Source organism: Candidatus Neomarinimicrobiota bacterium (assembly GCA_016784545.1).
Classification (GTDB): domain Bacteria; phylum Fidelibacterota; class UBA8477; order UBA8477; family JABMPR01; genus JABMPR01.
The window spans coordinates 30,114-51,008 of record JADHUM010000024.1 but is presented as its reverse complement, the minus strand read 5'-3'; the positions used below and the strand labels follow the sequence as shown (position 1 = coordinate 51,008).

At 46.5% G+C, this 20,895-nt stretch carries 21 protein-coding genes; 7 read left to right on the top strand and 14 right to left on the bottom strand.

Features of this window, described 5'->3' with window-relative positions:
• Positions 1–263: 263 nt before the first annotated feature.
• From ISR87_07140 to ISR87_07090, 11 genes are all read right to left on the bottom strand, one after another.
• Positions 264–1,442, bottom strand: a complete 1,179-nt coding sequence (locus ISR87_07140) for a hypothetical protein (GenBank protein ID MBL7025218.1) — start codon at positions 1,440–1,442, stop codon at positions 264–266.
• Between the two features lie 16 nt (positions 1,443–1,458).
• A complete protein-coding gene (locus tag ISR87_07135; protein MBL7025217.1) occupies positions 1,459–2,025 on the bottom strand; it encodes a c-type cytochrome in 567 nt (188 codons plus the stop codon).
• A 7-nt stretch (positions 2,026–2,032) separates the two neighbouring features.
• Positions 2,033–2,566 carry a DUF3341 domain-containing protein gene (locus tag ISR87_07130; GenBank protein ID MBL7025216.1) on the bottom strand — a complete coding sequence of 178 codons (534 nt, stop codon included), beginning with the start codon at positions 2,564–2,566 and terminating at the stop codon, positions 2,033–2,035.
• Positions 2,563–3,927: a polysulfide reductase NrfD gene (gene nrfD, locus ISR87_07125; protein MBL7025215.1), complete on the bottom strand. Its 1,365-nt coding sequence runs from the start codon at positions 3,925–3,927 to the stop codon at positions 2,563–2,565. Before nrfD ends, ISR87_07130 begins: the two co-directional genes overlap by 4 nt.
• Before the next feature lie 85 nt (positions 3,928–4,012).
• A complete protein-coding gene (locus ISR87_07120; GenBank protein ID MBL7025214.1) occupies positions 4,013–7,030 on the bottom strand; it encodes a TAT-variant-translocated molybdopterin oxidoreductase in 3,018 nt (1,005 codons plus the stop codon).
• Positions 7,027–7,677 (bottom strand): cytochrome c3 family protein, encoded by a 651-nt coding sequence (locus ISR87_07115; protein ID MBL7025213.1) that lies wholly within the window; start codon positions 7,675–7,677, stop codon positions 7,027–7,029. Before ISR87_07115 ends, ISR87_07120 begins: the two co-directional genes overlap by 4 nt.
• Positions 7,678–7,982: 305 nt before the next feature.
• On the bottom strand, positions 7,983–8,747 hold the full coding sequence (locus ISR87_07110) for a MerR family transcriptional regulator (GenBank protein ID MBL7025212.1): 765 nt from the start codon (positions 8,745–8,747) through the stop codon (positions 7,983–7,985).
• A gap of 151 nt (positions 8,748–8,898) precedes the next feature.
• Positions 8,899–9,300, bottom strand: a complete 402-nt coding sequence (locus ISR87_07105; protein MBL7025211.1) for a biopolymer transporter ExbD — start codon at positions 9,298–9,300, stop codon at positions 8,899–8,901.
• Positions 9,301–9,443: 143 nt separating this feature from the next.
• Positions 9,444–10,214, bottom strand: a complete 771-nt coding sequence (locus ISR87_07100) for a phosphodiester glycosidase family protein (protein MBL7025210.1) — start codon at positions 10,212–10,214, stop codon at positions 9,444–9,446.
• A 20-nt stretch (positions 10,215–10,234) separates the two neighbouring features.
• Positions 10,235–11,095, bottom strand: coding sequence for an ABC transporter permease (locus ISR87_07095; protein MBL7025209.1), 861 nt, complete (start codon positions 11,093–11,095; stop codon positions 10,235–10,237).
• Positions 11,096–11,161: 66 nt separating this feature from the next.
• Positions 11,162–12,088, bottom strand: a complete 927-nt coding sequence (locus ISR87_07090; protein MBL7025208.1) for an ABC transporter permease — start codon at positions 12,086–12,088, stop codon at positions 11,162–11,164.
• A gap of 199 nt (positions 12,089–12,287) precedes the next feature.
• On the opposite strand from ISR87_07090, the gene ISR87_07085 reads away from it, so the two are divergent.
• Both ISR87_07085 and ISR87_07080 read left to right on the top strand, forming a co-directional pair.
• Complete coding sequence (locus tag ISR87_07085; protein ID MBL7025207.1) at positions 12,288–13,094, top strand: hypothetical protein; 807 nt, start codon at positions 12,288–12,290, stop codon at positions 13,092–13,094.
• Positions 13,095–13,255: 161 nt separating this feature from the next.
• Positions 13,256–14,224: an AI-2E family transporter gene (locus tag ISR87_07080; GenBank protein ID MBL7025206.1), complete on the top strand. Its 969-nt coding sequence runs from the start codon at positions 13,256–13,258 to the stop codon at positions 14,222–14,224.
• Positions 14,225–14,281: 57 nt separating this feature from the next.
• Here the strand turns inward: ISR87_07080 and recO are convergent, their stop codons facing one another.
• The 3 genes from recO to ISR87_07065 form a co-directional block, all read right to left on the bottom strand.
• A complete protein-coding gene (gene recO, locus ISR87_07075; GenBank protein MBL7025205.1) occupies positions 14,282–15,037 on the bottom strand; it encodes a DNA repair protein RecO in 756 nt (251 codons plus the stop codon).
• 269 nt (positions 15,038–15,306) lie between these two features.
• Positions 15,307–16,542, bottom strand: coding sequence for an MFS transporter (locus tag ISR87_07070; GenBank protein ID MBL7025204.1), 1,236 nt, complete (start codon positions 16,540–16,542; stop codon positions 15,307–15,309).
• A gap of 96 nt (positions 16,543–16,638) precedes the next feature.
• A complete protein-coding gene (locus ISR87_07065; protein ID MBL7025203.1) occupies positions 16,639–17,091 on the bottom strand; it encodes an NUDIX domain-containing protein in 453 nt (150 codons plus the stop codon).
• A 367-nt stretch (positions 17,092–17,458) separates the two neighbouring features.
• On the opposite strand from ISR87_07065, the gene ISR87_07060 reads away from it, so the two are divergent.
• The 5 genes from ISR87_07060 (at position 17,459) to ISR87_07040 (ending at position 20,883) form a co-directional block, all read left to right on the top strand.
• Entirely contained in the window at positions 17,459–17,935 is a 477-nt protein-coding gene (locus tag ISR87_07060) for a YfiR family protein (protein MBL7025202.1), read from the top strand.
• The gene (locus ISR87_07055) at positions 17,928–19,406 is read left to right on the top strand and encodes a HAMP domain-containing protein (protein MBL7025201.1); all 1,479 of its coding nucleotides are present in this window, start codon (positions 17,928–17,930) and stop codon (positions 19,404–19,406) included. The genes ISR87_07060 and ISR87_07055 overlap by 8 nt, the downstream gene beginning before the upstream one ends.
• Positions 19,396–19,767 carry a response regulator gene (locus ISR87_07050; GenBank protein ID MBL7025200.1) on the top strand — a complete coding sequence of 124 codons (372 nt, stop codon included), beginning with the start codon at positions 19,396–19,398 and terminating at the stop codon, positions 19,765–19,767. Before ISR87_07055 ends, ISR87_07050 begins: the two co-directional genes overlap by 11 nt.
• A 133-nt stretch (positions 19,768–19,900) precedes the next feature.
• The gene (locus ISR87_07045; protein MBL7025199.1) at positions 19,901–20,401 is read left to right on the top strand and encodes a hypothetical protein; all 501 of its coding nucleotides are present in this window, start codon (positions 19,901–19,903) and stop codon (positions 20,399–20,401) included.
• Positions 20,402–20,412: 11 nt separating this feature from the next.
• Complete coding sequence (locus ISR87_07040; protein ID MBL7025198.1) at positions 20,413–20,883, top strand: GNAT family N-acetyltransferase; 471 nt, start codon at positions 20,413–20,415, stop codon at positions 20,881–20,883.
• Positions 20,884–20,895 lie beyond the last annotated feature (12 nt).

The window sequence follows — 20,895 nt, the reverse complement described above, 5'->3', positions numbered from 1 at the left end:
CTGGGAAATGGCTTGAAATGGCTGTTTCTTTTGATCTAGACAATGAAAATGTCAATTTATCAGAGAAATGAGTGAAAGATGTCTCAAAATGACGAAAAAGAGACTCTTGCAATTGTATTCTCACACAGCCTCTTAAGTCGGGTGCTATCGATAACTAGCGGGCACAAAAACGCCCTGGTCCCTTAGAAAAACTCCTGTCTACGTTCTTCGAACTTCGACTTGGCAGGCAGAGGCCAGGGCGTTTTTTGTACGGGTGTTATTATCTAATGAACGGTATGCTCGATAGATTTCTGTAGATTGGGGTCACCCATGGCAATGATGGGGTCTTTCCCTGATTTCAGGGCCAGCCACCAGACAAACACACCACCCAAACCAAGGAATGTGGTGATATGCATCCAGGAGAAATGCAAGTGATGGTCATTGAAGACGGGGTTTATCATCCAGAAATGATCGGTATAATGCATAAACAGCATCAATCCTGAAATAGCCAAAATTAACACAGGAACTCTTTTTACCGCTCTGAAGGCTAGAACCATAAAGGGAATGATAAAGTGGAAGAGAATCAGAAAGAGACTGACGTACTTCCAGCCATGTTCCCAACGATGAAGAAACCAGATGGTCTCCTCAGGAATATTACCGTACCAGATCAGAAAATACTGGGCGCCACCGATATAGGCCCACCAGGCCGTAAAAGCGAAAAGGAATTTTCCCAGATCGTGGGTGTGTTCAGCAGTTATTAGCTCTCCTGCACCATTGTTTCTTAGCTTGATAGCCAAAATTGACAATAATGCAATGGCACCTAAAAAGCCCCCTGAAAACACATAGACCCCAAATATGGTTGAGTACCAGTGCGGATCCAGACTCATCAACCAATCAAAGGAGAAAAGCGTCACTGTTATAGCATATAGAACCGTACCGCCGGCAGCCTTGCGGCGCATTTTGCCCAGGCTGGCTACATCACCTTTATCCTGTGCCAGAGAGAGGACTCTCAACCCACGAGCCAGCCAGCTCCAGATCACAAAAAAGAGGATGTTGCGAAGAATAAAGAAAGTCGTATTGAGCCAGGGTGCCTTCCATTGCAAAATGGCGTCATGGGCTACGGCTTCTTCATGAGACCAGTGGAATAGATCGTGCATCCCAAAAAAGAGGGGAATCATGGCCAGACCCATAATTGGCAGGGTACAGGCAAGATTTTCAGCGACACGCCGCATGACCACACCCCAGTATGCACCTGTGATGTGATGGATAAGCACAAAGAACAGACCGCCCAGGCCAATGGTCGTAAAAAAGGTAAAAGCCGTGAGATACGCCTGGAAGAATTGTGCGTGATCCATGAAGGCGCCTACCAGGGATAACAGCAGACCTGCAGCACCGGCGATAAGGGCTTTCTGAGCGAAAGAGCCTGTCTCTAATAACATGTATGTCTTGTTGTCGAATTTCATAGTGCGCTCAGACCTTCTAATTCTTTTGTAGTGATCTGATGTAGCTGATAATAGCCCATCGATCTTCCACTGAAACTTGCGCTTTTAGCGATGGCATATTTAGCCAACCAGCTGTGACGGCATTAAACATGTGGCCATCGCTCAGCTTTTTGATGCGCTCATCATAAAAATTGGCTGGAGGAATGGGGTATTTGTAGAACAGAATTTTACCCTTACCATCTGCATTTACCCCATGACAGGCTGAACAATAAATCTGATAGCGCTCTTTACCGCGCTCAAGCATGTCAGCTGTAAAATCCATGGGTGCTGATGAGATAAATTCACCAGATGCATCTTTACCATGATAATAGGCATCGTCTTCACGGAGTTGACCCTGAGCAACGGTGCCTTCAACGGGGGTGCGCATGCTGGAACCATCCACAAAGAAGTTACTTTCGGATTGTGCCTTATATTTTCCCTGTGAGTCCATGTTCGGGTTCAAATGAATGGGGGGTTTTTCTGAGAAGTTTCCGCGACCACAAGCAACTATCATCAGAACCGAAATCATCATCAACATCAAACGGGCAAGTAAGTTTTTCATCATAATCTCCTTACTCGCCTGCCACCAGCTCCACATCGGTACCACCGATTGAGCTGAGGAATTCTTGAATCTTCTTGTCATCAAATTGCTCGTCATCTGCTTCAACGCTCACATAGAAAGCATCATCGGTCACCTTTGCAAATTTGTCTGAATAGAATACGGGGTGATGCAGGCGGGGGAGTCGATTCAGATGCAGCATCCCCAAAACAGCACCAAAAGCACCGAAGAGCACGAAAAGGGCAAAGGTAACGATAATAAAGGCCTGCCAGCTGAAAAATGGCTTGCCAGATATGACCAGGGGATATTCAACTGCAGCGATCCAATATTGCAGTGTCATCCCTACGGTTGCACCGGTAAGGGTCATTGCACCCACTATATAGCCAAGGGGAGATCGTTTCATTCCCATGGCATCATCCATTCCATGAATGGGGAAGGGTGAATGACAATCAAATTTCTTATAGCCGGCATCGCGGATTTTTTTTGCTGCCTCAATAAGCTCAGCAGGATTTGCGAAGCGAGCCAGGGCGCCTAATGTTTGATTCATTTGGCACCTCCATCTTTATGATAGTAATGTGGATCTGCTTCAGGTAGCACGCCCTTGACTTCAGACAGGGCCACCATGGGCAGAAATCTCAGAAATAGCAGGAAGAATGTGAAGAAAAGCCCAAAACTTCCCACAAAGGTCAGGATATCCCAGATCGATGGTGAGTAGTAATCCCAGCTTGAAGGGAGATAATCACGGGATAATGACGTTACGGTAATAACAAAACGCTCGAACCACATGCCGATATTCACAAAAATGGACGCCACGAACATAATCGGAATGCTGCGTCTCACTTTTTTAAACCAGAATATCTGAGGCGTAATCACATTACAGGTAAACATAATCCAATAGGCCCAGGCATAGGGGCCAAAGGCTCTGTTGATAAAGGCAAAGACTTCGAATTCATTTCCTGAATACCAGGCAATAAAGAATTCTGTCATGTAGGCATAACCAACCATGGAGCCCGTAACCAAAATGATCTTATTCATCTTTTCCAGGTGGTTGACGGTGATAATGTCTTCAAGACCATAAATTTTTCTGGCGATAATAGCCAGGGTCATCACCATCCCAAATCCAGAGAAAACAGCACCTGCTACGAAGTAGGGCGGGAAAATCGTTGTATGCCATCCCGGCACCATACTGGTTGCAAAGTCTGTGGCCACAACAGAGTGAACAGATAAAACCAGGGGTGTCGCCAGTCCAGCCAGCATGAGATACGCTTTTTCATAATGTTGCCATTGACGGTTGCCACCTCTCCAGCCAAGAGCAAAGAAACCCAGGACCTTTTTACGTACTTTGGTGGCACGATCCCTCAAGGTAGCCAAATCAGGAATAAGACCGACATACCAGAAAAGTGTTGAAACGGTAAAATAGGTTCCAACGGCAAAAATATCCCACAGAAGTGGAGATCTGAAGTTGGGCCAGATCAGCATCTGGTTGGGAACGGGAAACATGTAATAAGCCAGCCAGATTCGACCGACGTGAATCCCGGGAAAAACCAGGGCTGAAATTACAGCAAAAATGGTCATGGCTTCTGCAAAACGGTTGATGGCCGTCCGCCACTGCTGTCGCAGCAGAAAGAGAATGGCTGAAATCAGGGTTCCAGCATGTCCAATACCTACCCAGAACACAAAATTTACAATGGCCCAGCCCCAGCCTACAGGATTATTCAGACCCCACACTCCAGTACCTTCCCAGACCAGCCAGCCAATAGCTCCCAGGAGAACCATGAGACCGGAAACGGCCATGGCAAACAACAAATACCATTTGGGTGGCGTTTGTGTTTCTACAATGCCGCTGACTTTGTCTGTCAGGGTGCTGAATGTGTGACCGCCAGTGACCAGCAGTTCATCGCCCCCGATAGCTTCAGTAGCAGCGGAATCTCTTTGGGGATGTTTGTTTAATATACTCACTTTAGAGTTCCATATAATTTCATTGTTTCAATACCTAAGCCGTATGCTCGGCTGCTGCATGCTCAGTCTCCAGATCAGGATTTGGATTTCGCAGTTTTGCACCATAGCTGGTTCGCGGTTGCAGGTTTAACTCACCCAACAAGGCGTAGTCACGATTCTGTGCCTTCATTTTGGAAACTTCGCTATTGGGATCATTGATATTTCCAAAAGCAATGGCATCTGTGGGGCAGGCTTGTTGACATGCCACCACGATATCACCGTCCTCTAAATCACGGCCTTCGTTTTTGACGTCGATTTTGGCAACGTTGATACGCTGTACACAGAAGGTACATTTCTCCATCACGCCACGGAATCGAATGGAGACGTCAGGATTCATGGCCATTTCAACAATCTCAGGCATATCTTTAGTATAATTGAAGAAGTTAAACCGTCGAACTTTGTAGGGACAGTTGTTGGAGCAGTAACGGGTTCCAATACAGCGATTGTAGGCCATTTCATTGAGACCTTCTTCGCTATGGGTGGTAGCTGCCACGGGACAAACACCTTCACATGGTGCCATTTCGCAATGCTGACAGGCGATGGGCTGAAAAACCATCTCAGGGTCTTCAACATCACCGGTGTAATAGCGATCCAAACGAATCCAGCTCATATCGCGACCGTTACTCACCTCATCCTTACCAATCACGGGGATATTGTTTTCACTCTGACAGGCGATGGTACAGGCGCTACAGCCCGTACAGCTGGTCAGGTCAATGGCCATGCCCCACTGATTTCCCTCTGAATAGTCGTGCTCTTTCCACATGCCCTTGAGTTCATTCTTTTCGGCGAAGGCCATGGCAAATTCAGGATCATTTTGATAATCAGACAGGGTGCTTTCCCGAACGATGGTGGGCAGGCGTTTCTGGATGGCCTCGGCGGCCAGCTTTTCTTCATCAAAACCATGGTGGTCCTGAACACAGGCCAGGATATGGGTTCCAAAAGCCTTCTCGGCAGTAAAACCGGAGGCAATGCTCATTCCTGAGGTATTACGTAAAACACTTACATTGGCTCCGACACCCGTAGAGACCCGGCCGATTTCACGACCATAACCCAACTCCAGGGCCAGGGTGTTGTCAGCCATGCCTGGTTGCACCCAAACAGGCAGCGTTACATCAACTGTTCCGTTTGAAATTTTTAATCGATCCTGATTTTTCACGCCGAAGTGTTTGGCAGTATTGGCAGAGATCAAGACCACGTTGTCCCAGGTGACCTTGGTTACGGGGTCTGGCAGCTCTTGCATCCAACCATTGTTGGCATAACGCCCATCATAGTTGGTGAAGGAGGCTGTAAAAATGACTTCCATATCATCAGGTGATGCAGTTGATGAATAATAGCGACTCATGGAGACAGAGCCTTGGGCGCGAGATTTATTCATGGATACGGGTGTCCCTCTGGTAGATGCGAGAAAACCATCATGGACGACCTTGCGCCAGGCTTTATCAAAATTGCCTGTGCCGAGAATGCCTCGCCAGGTTTCCTGGACCACACCATAGGCCCAGACCTCTTCATCTGAGATAAGATCAGCCAGGACATCAATATTACTTTTGCCATCAAACAGCGGTGCAATCAGTGGCTGGGTGATGCCTGCACCACCATAGCCGGAGACATCTCCCCAGCTTTCCAGGAAGTGTGCTTGATTGATGTGCCAGGTTGTATTTTCTGATGTTTCATCGACGTGAGAAGCAAGGTGAACAGAATGTTTGACCTTTTTAAGGCCTGCTGCAAAATCAATATCAGCTGGAGCCTGATAAACAGGATTGCCGCCTAGAATAACCAGCGATTCTATCTTGCCGGCATTCATGGCCTGGGTGAGCTCGGCAAAGGACTTCAGGTTTGAAACCTGCATATCTGGATTGCTTAAATAGCTTACCGTTTTATTGGTGTTTTCTAATACATCATTTATAAGGGCAATCAGGGTGTGGACTTCAGAGGGTTGACGACGACCGCCCACCACAAGAGAGTTTCCCTTGTTGGCCAGCAAGTCTTTCGCTACAGATGAAATCCATTTCTTGTCAAAGTTGGCATTCACCCTTGGGGCTTTGATATCGAGACCCTGGGCGCTGAGTTCGTGGGCCAGGGCCGCAGCAAACATGCCGATCTGTCCACTCTGCACTCTCAGGCGATGGTCTGCCATGCCGCCTGTAATGGTATAAGTACCTTCTACCACGTAAAGACGGTTCATGCTGTCGTTTTCAGAGCGAACCTTGCGCCGAGAAGCAAACTCCCGGGCATGGGGAATATCGTTGCTGTCCATTTGAAGAAAATCTGAGTCCAGGGACAGAACCACATTTGCTTCTTTGAAACTGTATTTAGGTCTAGCCATGACACCTGTGGCGGCTTGAATTCCTGTAAAAATATTCTCATCACTGACGCTATCGTAAGTGACCCATTTTGCCTGGGGAAATTTTTTCATAAAGGTTTCGCTGAGACGCATCATGGTTGGAGAAGCAAAGCTTTCACTCAGGACAGCCAGTCCTTCACCACCATTTTCAGCATATTCAGCAGCCAGTTTTTTCCAGACGGCTCTATAGGCCTGCCAGCTGGAATTTTTGCCCTGGTTCAGAATGACCTGTGAACGATCTGGATCGTAGAGATTAAGCATCTCTGCCTGCATGAAGACATTGGAAGATCCACCTGATGCAGGATGGTTTTTATTTCCCTCAATCTTTGTGGGGCGACCCTCGTGGCTTTCAACCAGGAGACCAAAAGATTCGGTCCCAAATGGCATGTTGGTGGCATAATACTGGGGTTTTCCAGGAATGATTTCTTCTGGCTTAATCACATAAGGGATAATCTTCTCAACAGGTCGGCGACAACTGGTTAATCCAGCCAGCGCCATAGAAGCACCCATTAAGCTTAAAAACTTTCTCCGTGAAACAGGGCTTTTCAACTCGTCTGCGCCTTCTGGAAATTCTTTCTCAACCAAGGCCTTAAATTCGGGGGTATCGGCGAGATGATCCAGACTGCGCCAGTAGGTTTTACCCTGTGCGCTGGGATTTATTGCGTTACTCATCTATGACATCCTGTACAATCAGTGATGGGGGCTTTGATATCCAAAAGCTCCTTCTGTTTGGCGGCAAATTCGGCCTGGTTTGCTGGGGGTGTCCAGGTCATGTTGGTGATTTCACTCGCTGGGCGTAAATGATCATCTGGATTACGGTGACAATCCAAACACCACCCCATGCTCAGGGGTTTATGCTGGGCGACCACTTCCATTTCAGCAATATTGCCATGACAGCTGGCGCATCCCACACCCACGTTAATATGAGCGGAGTGGTCGAAATAAACATAATCCGGAGATTTGTGGACTCTGACCCATTCCAGGGGTGTACCATTTTTAAAACTTTCACGAACAAGGGCCAGCTTGTCGCTATCAGCCTTGATCATGTTATGACAATTCATACAGGTTTTTGTCGGAGGCAAACCGGCGACAGGAGAGGTCTCCACGCCAGTATGACAGAAGCGACAATCTAACCCAAGGTCCCGAACATGCACTTTATGGCTGTAGGGGACGGGCTGTGATGGACGATAACCAACATCGGTATACCATGGAGAAGCATAGTACCAGACCAGACCCACGACAACAACCAGGGTTAGACCGGCACCGACGGCAGCATACAGTGGGGCTTTATTCGTCCATTTGGGGAATATCTGAGCCAAGATTTATCCCTTTATTTCTTTTCCAAAGTTTGGGTTTTTGAGGGGTTCTTTATGTTCATCGGAAACTCACCGATCATTATACGTTTTCCCCTCCTTATAACGGCCAGCATGATACATTCGAGTCAAAATAATGACAAGTAGTTTATCCTTTTCAAGGTATTAGAAATCAGGATAAATAATATCACCAAAATGGTGTGGTCTGTTGCTGATAACAAATATTGGTTGGTGATAAATAAATGGGGTTTGGTATAATTTTGGGTTTGCAGGTTCGTTATATGTAACGAACCTGCAACTGGATAAATGGATTAGTCTTTTAGGGCGTGGTCCGCAAAATAGCCCATGGCTTCACACATAAAGACTGCCAAGCCAGGCTTAACCTTTTCATAGAAAGCGGTGAACTCCGGATTCTCAATATAAAGCTGTCCCAGCCCCTTATACATTTCGGGGGGACAGGGATAGAAGTTTTCAATCCAGGCATGGTGCTCTTTAATGAGACCCTGGACTTCTGGTCTGCCAGCCTCCCTGTCAATCAATTCGGAAATCGCCAGGGTGACCTGATCTCCCTCTTTCTGAATATCATTGAACTGGTCCTGTGACATTTTGCCCACACTGCGTCTGGACTCAGCCACTTTCTCTGGATCATATTTTTCATCGACCTCTTTATTCCAAAGATCGATTTTTTCCTGGTCAAAACCTTTGTAGAGGTCTTCGTCTTTGAGAACCATGGTGCGGTCTCCTTCAATTTTTTCCAATGTTTGATCCACAGTCTGGGTCAACTGGTTCATGCGTTTATGTTTCTGGACCAGTGATTCTCGGTGGCTTTGCAGTGCTTTGATAAAATCAAATTCGGGGTCATCCAAGATAGCCCTGGATTGCTCCAGGGAAAAATCCAGCTCTCTATAAAAGAGAATTTGCTGCAGGCGGAGCAGGCTGTTTTCATCATAGTAGTGGTGTTTTTTCTCAGACCGACTGGTCAGTTTGAGTAAGCCGGTTTTGTCATAATGGTGGAGGGTTCGCACCGTAATGCCTGATAGATCTGCCACCTGTTTTACACTGTACTGCTTACTCATTTGAGAATCTCTTTCCTTTATCACAACATAGTATAGGCTATGACGTCAGGTGAGGGTCAGGGGGTTTTTTATTTAACATTGATAATTTAAGATTTTAATCACGCTGTCTCGGTGAGGTGAAGCAATCTCGAATATCCTCCTCAGCATGTGGTTAGAGATCGCCGCGCCCTGTGGGCTCGCGGTGACTTACCTGGGGGCTGAGATCCGCATACGTGTGGAAAAATACTTTCCTGATACCCAGGTCTACAAGTGTAGCTAACACCTCTTTAACAGGCTCCATTGCAATGTCCTTGTCGATGTATAGAGCAGCATAGCAATCTGGATTATAAAACATGATGGTCAGGAGTTCCTCCCGCAAATTGTCACAAGGGGTGTCTATTTTTTCCACATAGAGGCGACTATCCTCCCTTAAGGCAATGACTACACGATGTTTTCGTCCTTGAGGGGTGGTTATCTTTTTTGCTTTCGGCAGGTCTGGTTGCCAGCCAAATAACTCAACATCACTAATGAAGACAAGACCCAGTTTGGGTCCAAAATCAACAGCAAATATCATGAAGCACCAAAACAGAGAGATGTTTAGAAGATGTAACAAGGATGCGGTTCGCATCTTTGTTCTCCACCGTTTTCCTAGAAAAAGAGATCTACCAGAGGGTTTTCGCCCTACATATGTATTGTGTAGCAAGCCTGTCTGATCACTTACTTAAGACCCAACAGAATTGGCAGCGGGCGGTTGATATTAAAATTCAATTCTGGATAATCTCGGGAATAGAGAGCTGTGGATGAGCCTCCGTCAAGGTTCACGACCCAGAGGGCCTTTCCTTTAAAGAGGGGCAATGACAAGAGATGTTCTCCCATTTTTTCCAGAGAACCGATCCTGCGGGCAATAATGAAGTACCTCATATCATCTTCCTCTGTATATGCCAGGAGGGTTCTGAGGTGGGCACTCTTCCCGTTGATGGCCCCATTGATGGAAAGCGTATCGATTGTGTTTGCCTCCACAACCAGGGGTCCGGTCTGAAATTCTACTGTGGCCTTGCTGGTCATGGTGGTGTCCCACAGGTCAAGACTGGGGAAGTCAATGTACCCCAGAGCGGGGTCGAAGACTGCCATATGGCTAAGCTGTTTATCATCCAGCAAAGAAGCGTGTTGCGTTCCGAAAAGGGATAACCATCCTGCATGTTCTCTGGAAGCATGAAAGTATGACCCGTTAATCATGTAACGATATTCGTGTTTCTCGCCAGCCTGTTTCAGGGTCAGCGGTGTCTCGGGTTCATAAAGAATCTCAAAATTACCTGTAAACCCCACAATGGTAATGTCATATGGGTCGGAGTTATAGACAACCACCCCTTTGTCCACCAGACTCTTGCCCAGCCTTTTTTCTGCTGATTCAGTTCCTGGCATAAACGTAGTACAAGCCGTCATACCCAAAACGACCAATCCCATTAAAAGAAGTCTACCAATAAACATGTTTATCGCCCCTAATTGTTTTATTGATTTCCCCGCCCCCGCATGGTGGGATCCAGGGCATCTCGGAGTCCTTCGCCAAAAAGGTTGAAGCCAATGACCATGACAGCTATTGCCATACCAGGAAAAACGGAGATCCACCACTCCCCCCTGAGATGCATTCTTCCAAATGCTATCATGGAGCCCCAGCTGGGTTCTGGTGGTTGAGCTCCCAGACCAATAAATGATAAAGATGCTTCAGCCATGACGGCTCCGGCGATACTCATGGTAAAAGCCACAATCACCGGGGCCAGACTGTTGGGCAATACATGGCGCATGATGATCCGTATTTGTGAATATCCCAGGGATCGAGCTGCAGTCACATATTCCTGCTCGACGATGGTCAGTACTTGGGAGCGCATAATCCTGGCCATCCCCGGCCAACTCACCAATCCAATAGCCAGCATGGCTACTTCAATACTGGATCGTGGTACTGCAGCAGTAATTCCGATCATAAACAGCAGGGCCGGAAACCCAAACATGACATCGGTAAAGCGCATGATAATGGTTTCGGTCCAGCCACGAAAAAATCCGGCGATCAAGCCCAGGATAGCTCCTATTAATAGCGAAATAGAGCTGGCAATAATACCGACTTTCAGGGAAATGCGTGCACCAAAAATTATACGGGAAAGGACATCTCGGCCTTCTTCATCAGTCCCTAACCAGTGTTGTGATGACGGCGGATGCAGGCTGATATCCAAGTCGGCGTTATAAGGATCATATGGTGCCACCCAGGGGGCGAAGACACCGACAAAAACCAGCATGACCACCAGGAAAAGACCGAACAGCGCAACCTTGTTCTTGCGGACCTGCTTGATGGTTTCTGAGGTGATACTACCGCGCATGAAGAACCCCAAATTTATGGCTCATCGAGGCCGGGATTCGAATCCCGGCTTGGTCGAGCACCCAGATCATTTCTTACCCCCCAATCGTATGCGCGGATCAATAATGCCATACAGGATATCCACAATAAAATTGGCGGTGACAAAAATGAGCGCTGTGACCAGGACAGCTCCCTGGATGACAGGGAAATCACGTTTTAAAATGGCATTGAGGGCAAGGCGGCCTATACCTGGCCAGTTAAAAATAGATTCAGTTAAAACAGCTCCAGACAGATAGGATCCAAAGTCCACACCAATGATGGTGATGACAGGAATCAGTGTGTTTTTCAGGGCATGCTTAACGACGACGATAAAATTGGACAGGCCTTTGGCCTTGGCCGTTCGAACATAATCTTGAGAGAGGACTTCAAGCATATTTGCCCTGGTGACGCGGGCGAGAAATGCTGCACTACGGGTTCCCAGTGTAATGGCGGGCAAAATGAGATAGGGCAAACACCCATAACCTGTGAGATAGGGCCACCCCACAGCCCTGGCACCAATCACCATAAGTAATCCCACCCAGAAAACGGGGGCAGAGACCCCAAGTAGCGCTATCCCCATGGTTGTTCGATCCAACCAGGAGTGTGGTTTTATGGCTGAGAGCACGCCCACAGAAATTCCAAGAAAAATGGAAACAAACATGGCTCCTGAAGCAAGAAGCATGGTGGCAGGAAAACGCTCCATGATCATTTCAGTCACTGGCTTTTGGGAGATAAAGGAAACACCGAGATCACCGTGTAGCAAACCCCAGAGATAGTGACCAAACTGCTTCCAGAGGGGATCGTTAAGGTGAAATTGCTCTCTCAGGCGTTCCAGTGTTTCCTCTTCATAACGCTCACCCACCATGGACAGCACAGGATCGCCAGGGACTATATACATTAGTATAAATGTCAATAGAATGATGCCAAGAATGACTGGCACAAGTTGTGCGAAGCGATTTAGGATGTATTGGAGCATTGATCCATTATAAGCTATTGAGGGAAACTTGAAACTTGAAACTTGGTAGCAAGTCGTGGTTTCTTCCATCTTTCTTTTTTTACACTATTGTTCTATAGCCCACCCACAAGCTGTTTAAATCAAAAAGCCGCGCTCCCTTTCCGCTTCACTCTCACTCTGTTTTTTCTTCTTCCTTTGCACTTCTTCATTAATCTGTACCATGGCAACCCTCGATCAATCCTTTCTGATAAAATTGGCCCTCAGTTTTCTGGTGGGGTCAGTATGGATCACTTCTGTGACGGTGATTGCGGAGCGCTTTGGAAGTAAAGTTGGTGGCTTTATTGGGGGTTTGCCATCCACCATCGTCGTAGCCCTGCTCTTTATCGGTTTATCTCAGTCTACAGAAACCGCCTCACGAGCAGCGGTCATGATTCCTCTGGTTATGGGTGTAAACGGATTCTTTATCCTGGTCTATTTAGCTCGTGTGCACGCAGGATTGGTTCAAGCCCTGCTGACAGCCCTGTTTCTATGGTTTATCATTATTGGTTTGATTGTCTGGCTCGGTGTTGAAAGCGCTCTCGTCTCTTTTCTTGTCTGGTCTATCTCGTTGGCGGCGGCCTACTACATCACAGAACATGTCATGCATATTGCCCACAAGGGCGGGGTTCGCGTTCCCTATACAATGCAGCAGATATTGACCCGCGGGATAGTCAGTGGCTTTATCATCTCCATGGCTGTCCTGATCAGCCGGTTGACTGGACCGGTAATTGGTGGAATCTTTTCAAGTTTTCCTGTGATCTTTATGTCGACCCTCTTTATCACTTATAGAACCGGGGGTGCCGAGTTTTCCCGGGCTGTAGCTAAAACCCTCATGATTAGCGGTATGATTAATGTTGGTGTTTACTCCTTTACAGCCCACTTTGCCTATCAACACTTTAGCCTGGTGATAGGAACCCTTATTGCCATTTCAGCCTCCATCTTATCCGCTTTCGGAACCTACAGAATCATTCGGAAAATGACTCAATAATCAAAACAGGCTGTCATTCTCATAAATTGAACTAACTTGATCGACGTTAAAGATTGAACAAAGTAAGGATTGCCAGCTTGCCTGAAAATGTAACAATAGGGTTTAACCGGGTGCAGCGTACTCTGCTTACTCTGGCGTCATTTGTGGTGGTGATCGCCGGGATGCGCGCAGCTCAGGATATCCTCATTCCCTTTCTTTTGTCCCTCTTTATCGCCATTATTGTTACCCCCCTGCTCAACTGGCTGAGAAGTAAGGGGATACCAACGGGGTTGGCCATCCTCATCATCGTTTTGCTAATTGTTTTAGCAGGCTTTCTCATTGCCATCCTGGTGGGGTCCTCACTTACTGATTTTTCAAGTTCTCTGCCAGCATACCAAAAAGGGCTTCAGTCCAAAACAGATGATCTGTTGGCATTTTTTGAAGCCCGGGGCTTCAAGATCGAAGACGAGACCTTCCTGGAGTTCTTTAATCCAAGCGCTGCCATGCGAATGACTTCGCGACTCCTTACGGGCCTGGGCAATCTTCTGGGTGACACCTTCTTGATCTTGCTGGTGGTGGTGTTCATGTTGCTGGAGGCTGCAACATTTGGGGCCAAAATGGAAAAAGCACTGGTGGACCCGAACTCACCTGGGATCGATCGATCCAGCCTCTTTCTAGACAATATTAAGCGCTATATGGTCATTAAAACCTGGACCAGCCTGGGGACCGGTATCATCGCCACAATCTGGCTTAGTATCTGGGGTGTAAACTACGCCATTCTCTGGGGGCTGTTAACGTTCCTCTTTAACTATATCCCCAATATTGGATCTATCATAGCGGCCGTTCCGCCCGTACTCCTGGCACTCCTGCTGAGTGGACCGTTGACTGCTATCGCCGTTGCCCTTGGCTACCTCACCATTAATATGGGCATCGGTAGCTTTCTGGAACCGCGTCTTATGGGAAAAGGTCTTGGCCTCTCTACCCTGATCGTGTTTTTATCTCTGCTATTCTGGGGGTGGGTCCTGGGTCCAGTCGGAATGATCCTGTCAGTCCCCCTGACCATGAGCATGAAGATCGCCCTTTCCAGTTTTGAAGAGACCCAATGGATCTCGACCCTCCTGGGTAGCGGTTCAAGCGCTAAAAAAAGCTAAACCCCTCACTTCAAAATCATTCCTGTCTAGACATTGAGATATCCACGGATAGCGAAGCTAGCCGTAAAGTTGGCGTAACACGTTAAGGGTTTTCATCCCCCTGGCTGATTCGATGTGGTGGAAGGTAAACTGCCAGAGAAAATCCCACAGGGTGCGCCTCTCCCTTGAGTTAAGGGCCGTTTTTTGTACCTCTTCCCATCCAACATCCGAAAGTGCTTGAATCGTTTGTAGTACTGATCCACTTACAAAAACCGAATCTTGACCGGGTTGATGACATTTAACACATTCCAGTTGTGAGCTCCCCCGACCCAGTGAACCCCCTTCATCAAGAGCTTCTCGACAGATAGAGCAACGCCCCACATGGGGTCGAAAACCCAACTCGCTCAACAGGTGTGTATGAAAAAACCAATAAGCCGCGGCTGAAGCAACCTCGCGATTACTTAATCGAGACAAGCTGTCTACCAGAAGCTGGAATAACCTGGGGTGGCTTTCTTCGTCTTCCACAGAACGGTCCAACAGTTCGACCATGACCTGGGCTAATGTAAGGCGGTCAAAATCTTCCTCCAGACCAAAAAAACCATCTACCAACTCTCCAGACTTGAACAATTGCAGACCAGAGGTCGATTTCGCATAATAGATCACCTGGATATGACGTGTTGGTTGAAAAAGACCCATGGCTTTGCTCTTGGGGGACCGAACTCCTTTGGCGATGAGCTTCAAGCGTCCTACTTCTCGCGAATACAGCGTGATAATTTTGCTGGTATCCCCATGATTCAGGGTTTTCAGGACAACGGCTTCCGCTTTTTCGATCATGAATTAGTATAATCTCCACTTTACAACGAATCAAACGAAGGAAACGAATTTTTGAAGCCTTTTACATGTTTGGTTGTTCGTAGATTTCTGCTTATTCGTTGTATTGTTATCATGCTCCAAGTTTATCACACTTGAAGGGTTTTACAACGAAGTAGACGACGTTTACAAAATGCTTTAAATGTTTTATGTCCTGGCCGATTGCAACCCGTCGATAATATTCTCAAATATCGTGTTTTTTCGTTCTGTTCCATATTTTCGTTGTAGAAGTATCATGCCTTTGAAGTATCACAATTTAGTCGGCGGACAAAGAACAGGGCTGATATCATAGCTATAGATCCCAAGAGAAAGACCGGAGCATAGCCCAGCCAGACAATAACAAATCCTGATATGAGGGGGAAGAGCGCAATGGTGAGATTAAAAGCCCCATTGATCCCTGAATACAGGGCTCGATTATCGTTTTCCGAGATTTCTATGAGCACACCCCCCTGGGAAATGCGCTGGGCTGAAATGCCCACACCACTAAGAAAGAAGATGGCTTGATAGAGCGCATATGGCGCCCAGAGTGAAAGCATTAGCGCCAATGCGGGCAGGCTGGCTCCAATAATTATCCACACTAGCATAACCCCTTTAAAAGAATATTTTTTTACAATCTGAGACCATAAAAAATTGGATAACACCATACCACTGATGCCGATAAGTAAGAAATTTCCAATATCGTCTGCAGTCAATGAATATGTGTCCCTGGCCAGGACCACATAAAAGGGGGTCAGTGTGGTAGCGAAACCGGTGAGGTTGTTGACCAGAATAAAGTTTCTCAGGTTGGCATCTTCTCGGAGGTAACCTGGGATAAATCTGAATATTTCGCGAATTGAACTGCTCTCATAGCGACTGACAACAGCCTTTTCCCGCAGAACAATAAACCCCAGAGAGGCAAGAAACAGACATCCTGCCGCGGCGATAAAAAGGATTTCATAGTTCATGGGATAAGCAAATCTTTTGAGTAATTCCCTGGCAATGATGGCTGATATCAGGACGCCGATGCTTGATAGAAACTGGCGTAGAACAAAAAACCTTTTGCGCTGATCTCCAGCAATACTCTTCCCCAGAATGTCAGTATACGATACTCCGGCGAAGGATCCGCTTGTTGTAAACACCAACATCCACGCATAAACCAGAAAAATTAAGTGCCCTGGACTAAAGCCTGTTAATCGAGAAAGTGTCCAGGCAACGCCAAGAAGAGCCCCAACCCTCAAATAGATACCCAGCAGCAAAAAGGCTTTTTTTCGGGGCTTGGGTGTGAGGAATCCGGCAAAAAGGAGTTGGGTCAACATGGGAGCACCAACCATGATGGCTGTTAGAATACCAACATGGATCTGGCTACCGCCGACCTCAACAACCAGACCCGGAAGAACAGTATTCACCTCTGTAAAGGTAATGGTAAAGCCTAACCAGGCTGCATGCCAGACAAAGGCTCTGAAATTGTGCTGGGTGTTGTCTTGGTTCATTGGCAGAAGATACCAGGCGGGGATTCGAAACGAAGTAAGCCGAGCGCAGCGCAGACAATCCCAGCCATGAGATTGAGCCCAACCAGCAAGAAAACCTCAATCACCAGTACTTGAGAGTAGGCCAATGGCTTCTTTTCCAAGTAGGCGAATATCATTTTCAATCTCACCCCCATCAAGCTGCTCTTCATCAAACCATCTCAATTCAATGGATTCTCCTGCATCTGGAGTCACATCGAAGGATTTTGCTCTGGCAAAATAAATCATATCTATGTGCTGGTGAAAGGGGTTGATGTTTTCCAGGAGCAGATGTCTTGGTCCTGGAATTTCCCGGGCATTTTCTGAATGAATGGTCGGTGCAGTGTGGATGAGCTCCACATCGAGACCCGTTTCTTCTTTTACCTCTCTCACCGCTGCGACATGGGGGAGCTCATCTCTGTCTATATGCCCACCGGGGGGCAGCCACATTTTCAGGCTTCTATGCAGGTGGAGCAGGGTCTTTCCTTGATGAACAATAAATGTGGTGGCTGTAAAGTGACGCGTGATTTCCATGAAGGCTCCTGTTTTGTATATATCGCGTTATTAAAATGGATTGTTAAAGCATTGTTTCCAAGTGCCTTCAATCTGAATATCTGCTATTATTACTTTTAATGTCAGGCCTGGCGACACACCGATGGAAGGGCATGGTCTGGAAAGAAATCTCCCCTGGATGGCCAAAGTTAACTTTATCACAACGAGGTAATTCATTGCGCTTCTATTTTGGATTCAAGCTGCTCCCTACTTAGCTTAAATGCTTAATTTGAGGAGCTTGTGCTAAAGACAGATGGTTAAACAGTTTTCTTTTTTTCGTCCCCTTTTTATACGCGGCGTAATTTTGCTCCTGGTGCCGCTGCTTTCTATTCAAGCCCAAAGAATTCGAGTGAATCCTGATACACGGATGAAAGCTGTTTTCTTAATAAACTTTACCAAGTACATAAGCTGGACAACCCTGGATACAGTGAAAAACTTTCGCATTGGCGTCTACGGCCTGGACGATATTCTGCTTCCCCTGAAACAGTTGGCAAAAGAGCGGGCTTCAGATGGTCAGGAAATTGCGATTAAACGTGTAGAAACCGTTGAGGAAATTGAGGTTTGTGACATCCTGTTTGTTCCTGTTGATCAGACCGAGGCGTTTCATAAGCTTCGTCCAGATATTCCACCCCAAAACATTCTCCTGGTCGGGGAATCCCTTGGGTTTGCCACCAGCGATGGCGCTATTAATTTTATTAAGCGAGAAGGTAAAATAAAGCTGGAAATCAATCGCAAAGCACTCCATGCAGCAAACCTCAAAGCCAGTTCACATCTTTTGAAGTTGGCAATATTGGTCGGTGAAGAGGAAGCCCCTTTCCGTGATTAAATTTCAAGATCTGTCAATCAAACTGAAGCTGATCTCTATTCAACTCTTTACCACCCTGTTTATTCTGGTCTTCTTTGTGGGTATCTATCTGTTTAGCCAGTATCACCAATATGAAACCCGGGCTTTTTCACGCATGTCAACCCTGGCAGAGATTTTAGGGTCAAACAGTATTTCCGCATTGCTCTTCTTTGATAATGAGGCAGCAACAGAGGTGCTGGAATCCCTGGAGACCCAGACAGATGTTCTTAATGCTGTGGTGAATGACCACAACGGTGATATTTTCGCCCGTTTTGATCGAATCGGTAATTCGGACTATACGTTCGGGGTCATGACTTCTGAGATAGAAACAGCCGGAGATGGCCATTTTATTCTTACCAAAAGAATCCTTTTTGATGATCTCAAGGTAGGCTGGATAGCCTTAAGATTAGATGCTAGCAATCGAACCGCGGAGCTTCTTGAGGCCGTCTGGCAATCCTTTCTTCTTTTTATTGCTGGTATCATTCTGGCTGGCCTGCTCTCTATTCGCATGCAAAGACCCATCTCGGATTCCATTGGCATGTTGGCCGAGACGGCCAAGCAGATAAAAGAATCTGGTGATTATACTATTAAAGTTAAATTGAGTTCTCGAGATGAAATTGGTATGCTCGTGGGCAGTTTTAACGACATGCTCGAAAAAATACACAATCATGAGCAACATCTAGAACAGCTGGTTGCTGAGAGAACCGTTGAATTGGAGGCTGCCAAAACAAAAGCAGAAGAGTCTGACCACCTGAAGTCGGCATTCTTAGCCTCAATGTCCCATGAGCTGAGAACCCCATTAAACTCTATAATCGGATTTACTGGTATCCTCTTGCAGGGCATGGCGGGTCCCCTGTCAGATGAACAATCCAAACAGCTCAGTATGGTGAAGGGAAGTGCTTCACACCTATTAGAATTGATTAATGATATCCTGGATATTTCAAAAATCGAATCCGGTCGTGTACAGGTTTATGATGAAGCCTTTAAAATTGATTTATTGCTGGTTATGGCGGTTAGCTCACTGCGACCCTTTGCTGAGAAAAAGGGTTTACGTTTAAGGCATAATATCGAGTCAGGTCTTCCAAAATTGTACACAGACAAGAGGCGCCTGGAACAGGTCTTGATTAACCTGATCAACAACGCCATCAAATTTACCGAAACCGGTGAAATAATTGTTAACTGTTACCACAAGGAAGACAAGTTAATTATCGATGTTATTGATACGGGAATTGGTATTGGCGAGAAGGACCTGGAAACCATTTTTGAAACCTTCCGGCAGATCGACACAGGGCTGGACCGTGTGAAAGAAGGCTCTGGTCTGGGGCTGGCTATCAGTAAAAAATTGATTGAGTTGTTAAGTGGCACCATAAGCGTTGCAAGTGAACCCGGCGTTGGCAGTACTTTTTCAATTGTCTTGCCATTCCAAACGGAGAAATCATCAGATGAAGATTAGAACGCTTATTATTGAAGACAATGAAAACAACATGTACCTGATTTCATTTTTACTTCAAAATAATGATCATGAAGTTCATCAGGCTTATGATGGTCACAAGGGTGTTGAGCTGGCGAAAACCGTGAAGCCCGATCTAATCTTACTGGATATCCAGCTTCCAAAAATGAACGGTTATGAAGTTGCCCGTGAAATTCGCAAGGATGAATCGTTAAGCCAGGTTCCAATCGTTGCCATCACCTCATACGCCATGCCTGGTGATCAGGAAAAAGCCCTGGCCGCGGGGTGTACCGGGTATATAAAAAAACCCATCAACCCCGACACATTCCTGAAGGAAGTCGAAGGCTATTTAGATAAAAAGTAGTCTACCCCATGGGTGGTTTTGATTTGAAGTCGACCCGGCTTTTTCGATGCTCCCCCTCAATATTTCTCTGATTGTGATGCTTGTTCGGATTACTTTCTGCTCTAATTTTTAATTAGTAACACAAGGGGGATGTATGCCAGCAATGGCACATATTGGTGTAGGGCTCGCAGCCAAAAGAGTCGCTCCAAAAATAAATGTGGGCTGGCTCATCCTGGCTGCAGAATTAATTGAAGTCATTTTTATTGTCTTATGGGCTCTGGGGATTGAAACAATTCCCACAGATGATATAGGATCATATTCACCGTATTCTCACAGTCTTGTCATGGGTGTGTTCTGGTCGGTGCTTGCCGGTTGTTTTGTGTTCTGGATCAGCAAAAACCAAAGAACCGCTCTTATTGTGGGCTTTCTGGCAGTCAGTCACACGCTTCTGGATATCATCGCCTCACCTAAAACCGCTTTTTATGCTGCAGATACTGGTATGCCCATTTTTTTTGATAGCAGCCAAACGATTGGACTGGGATTGTGGCGTTACGAAACGGTTGCTTATATTGGTGAATATGGCTTTGTTGTGTTGGGTTTGTTGATTTATCTGAATGAGCGAAGAAAATTAAAGCAGACCGTTCCTGTCGCGTGATTATTCGGGAAATGCAGCACTCTGAATCGGGCTTTCTGAAAGAAATGCTCTATGAATCTCTTTTTGTTCCAGAGGGTAAGAAACCATATCCACGCTCTGTTCTGGAGCTTCCGGCTCTCGCCAAATATTATCTGAACTGGGGGTCAATTCCCCATGATCTGGCTATGGTTGCTGAAAATGATGGGCAATTGACGGGTGCTGTCTGGGGCAGAGCTCACCAGCCGCCCCATGAGGGTTATGGCTTTGTTGGTACTGATATCCCTGAGATTGGAATTGCGGTTTTTCCAGCATTTCGAGATCAAGGAGTCGGGACTGACCTTATCAACTCGATATCAAATCATTATCAGAAATGGGGGCTTCTGTCTATCTCTTTGAGTGTAGATCGCAAGAATCCAGCAAAATCTCTATATGAACGGTTGGGTTTTCTTGTTGTAAAAGAAAATGAGCATGATTTCATCATGCAAAAGATACTCAATCCCTAGCTTCTGGAAGTA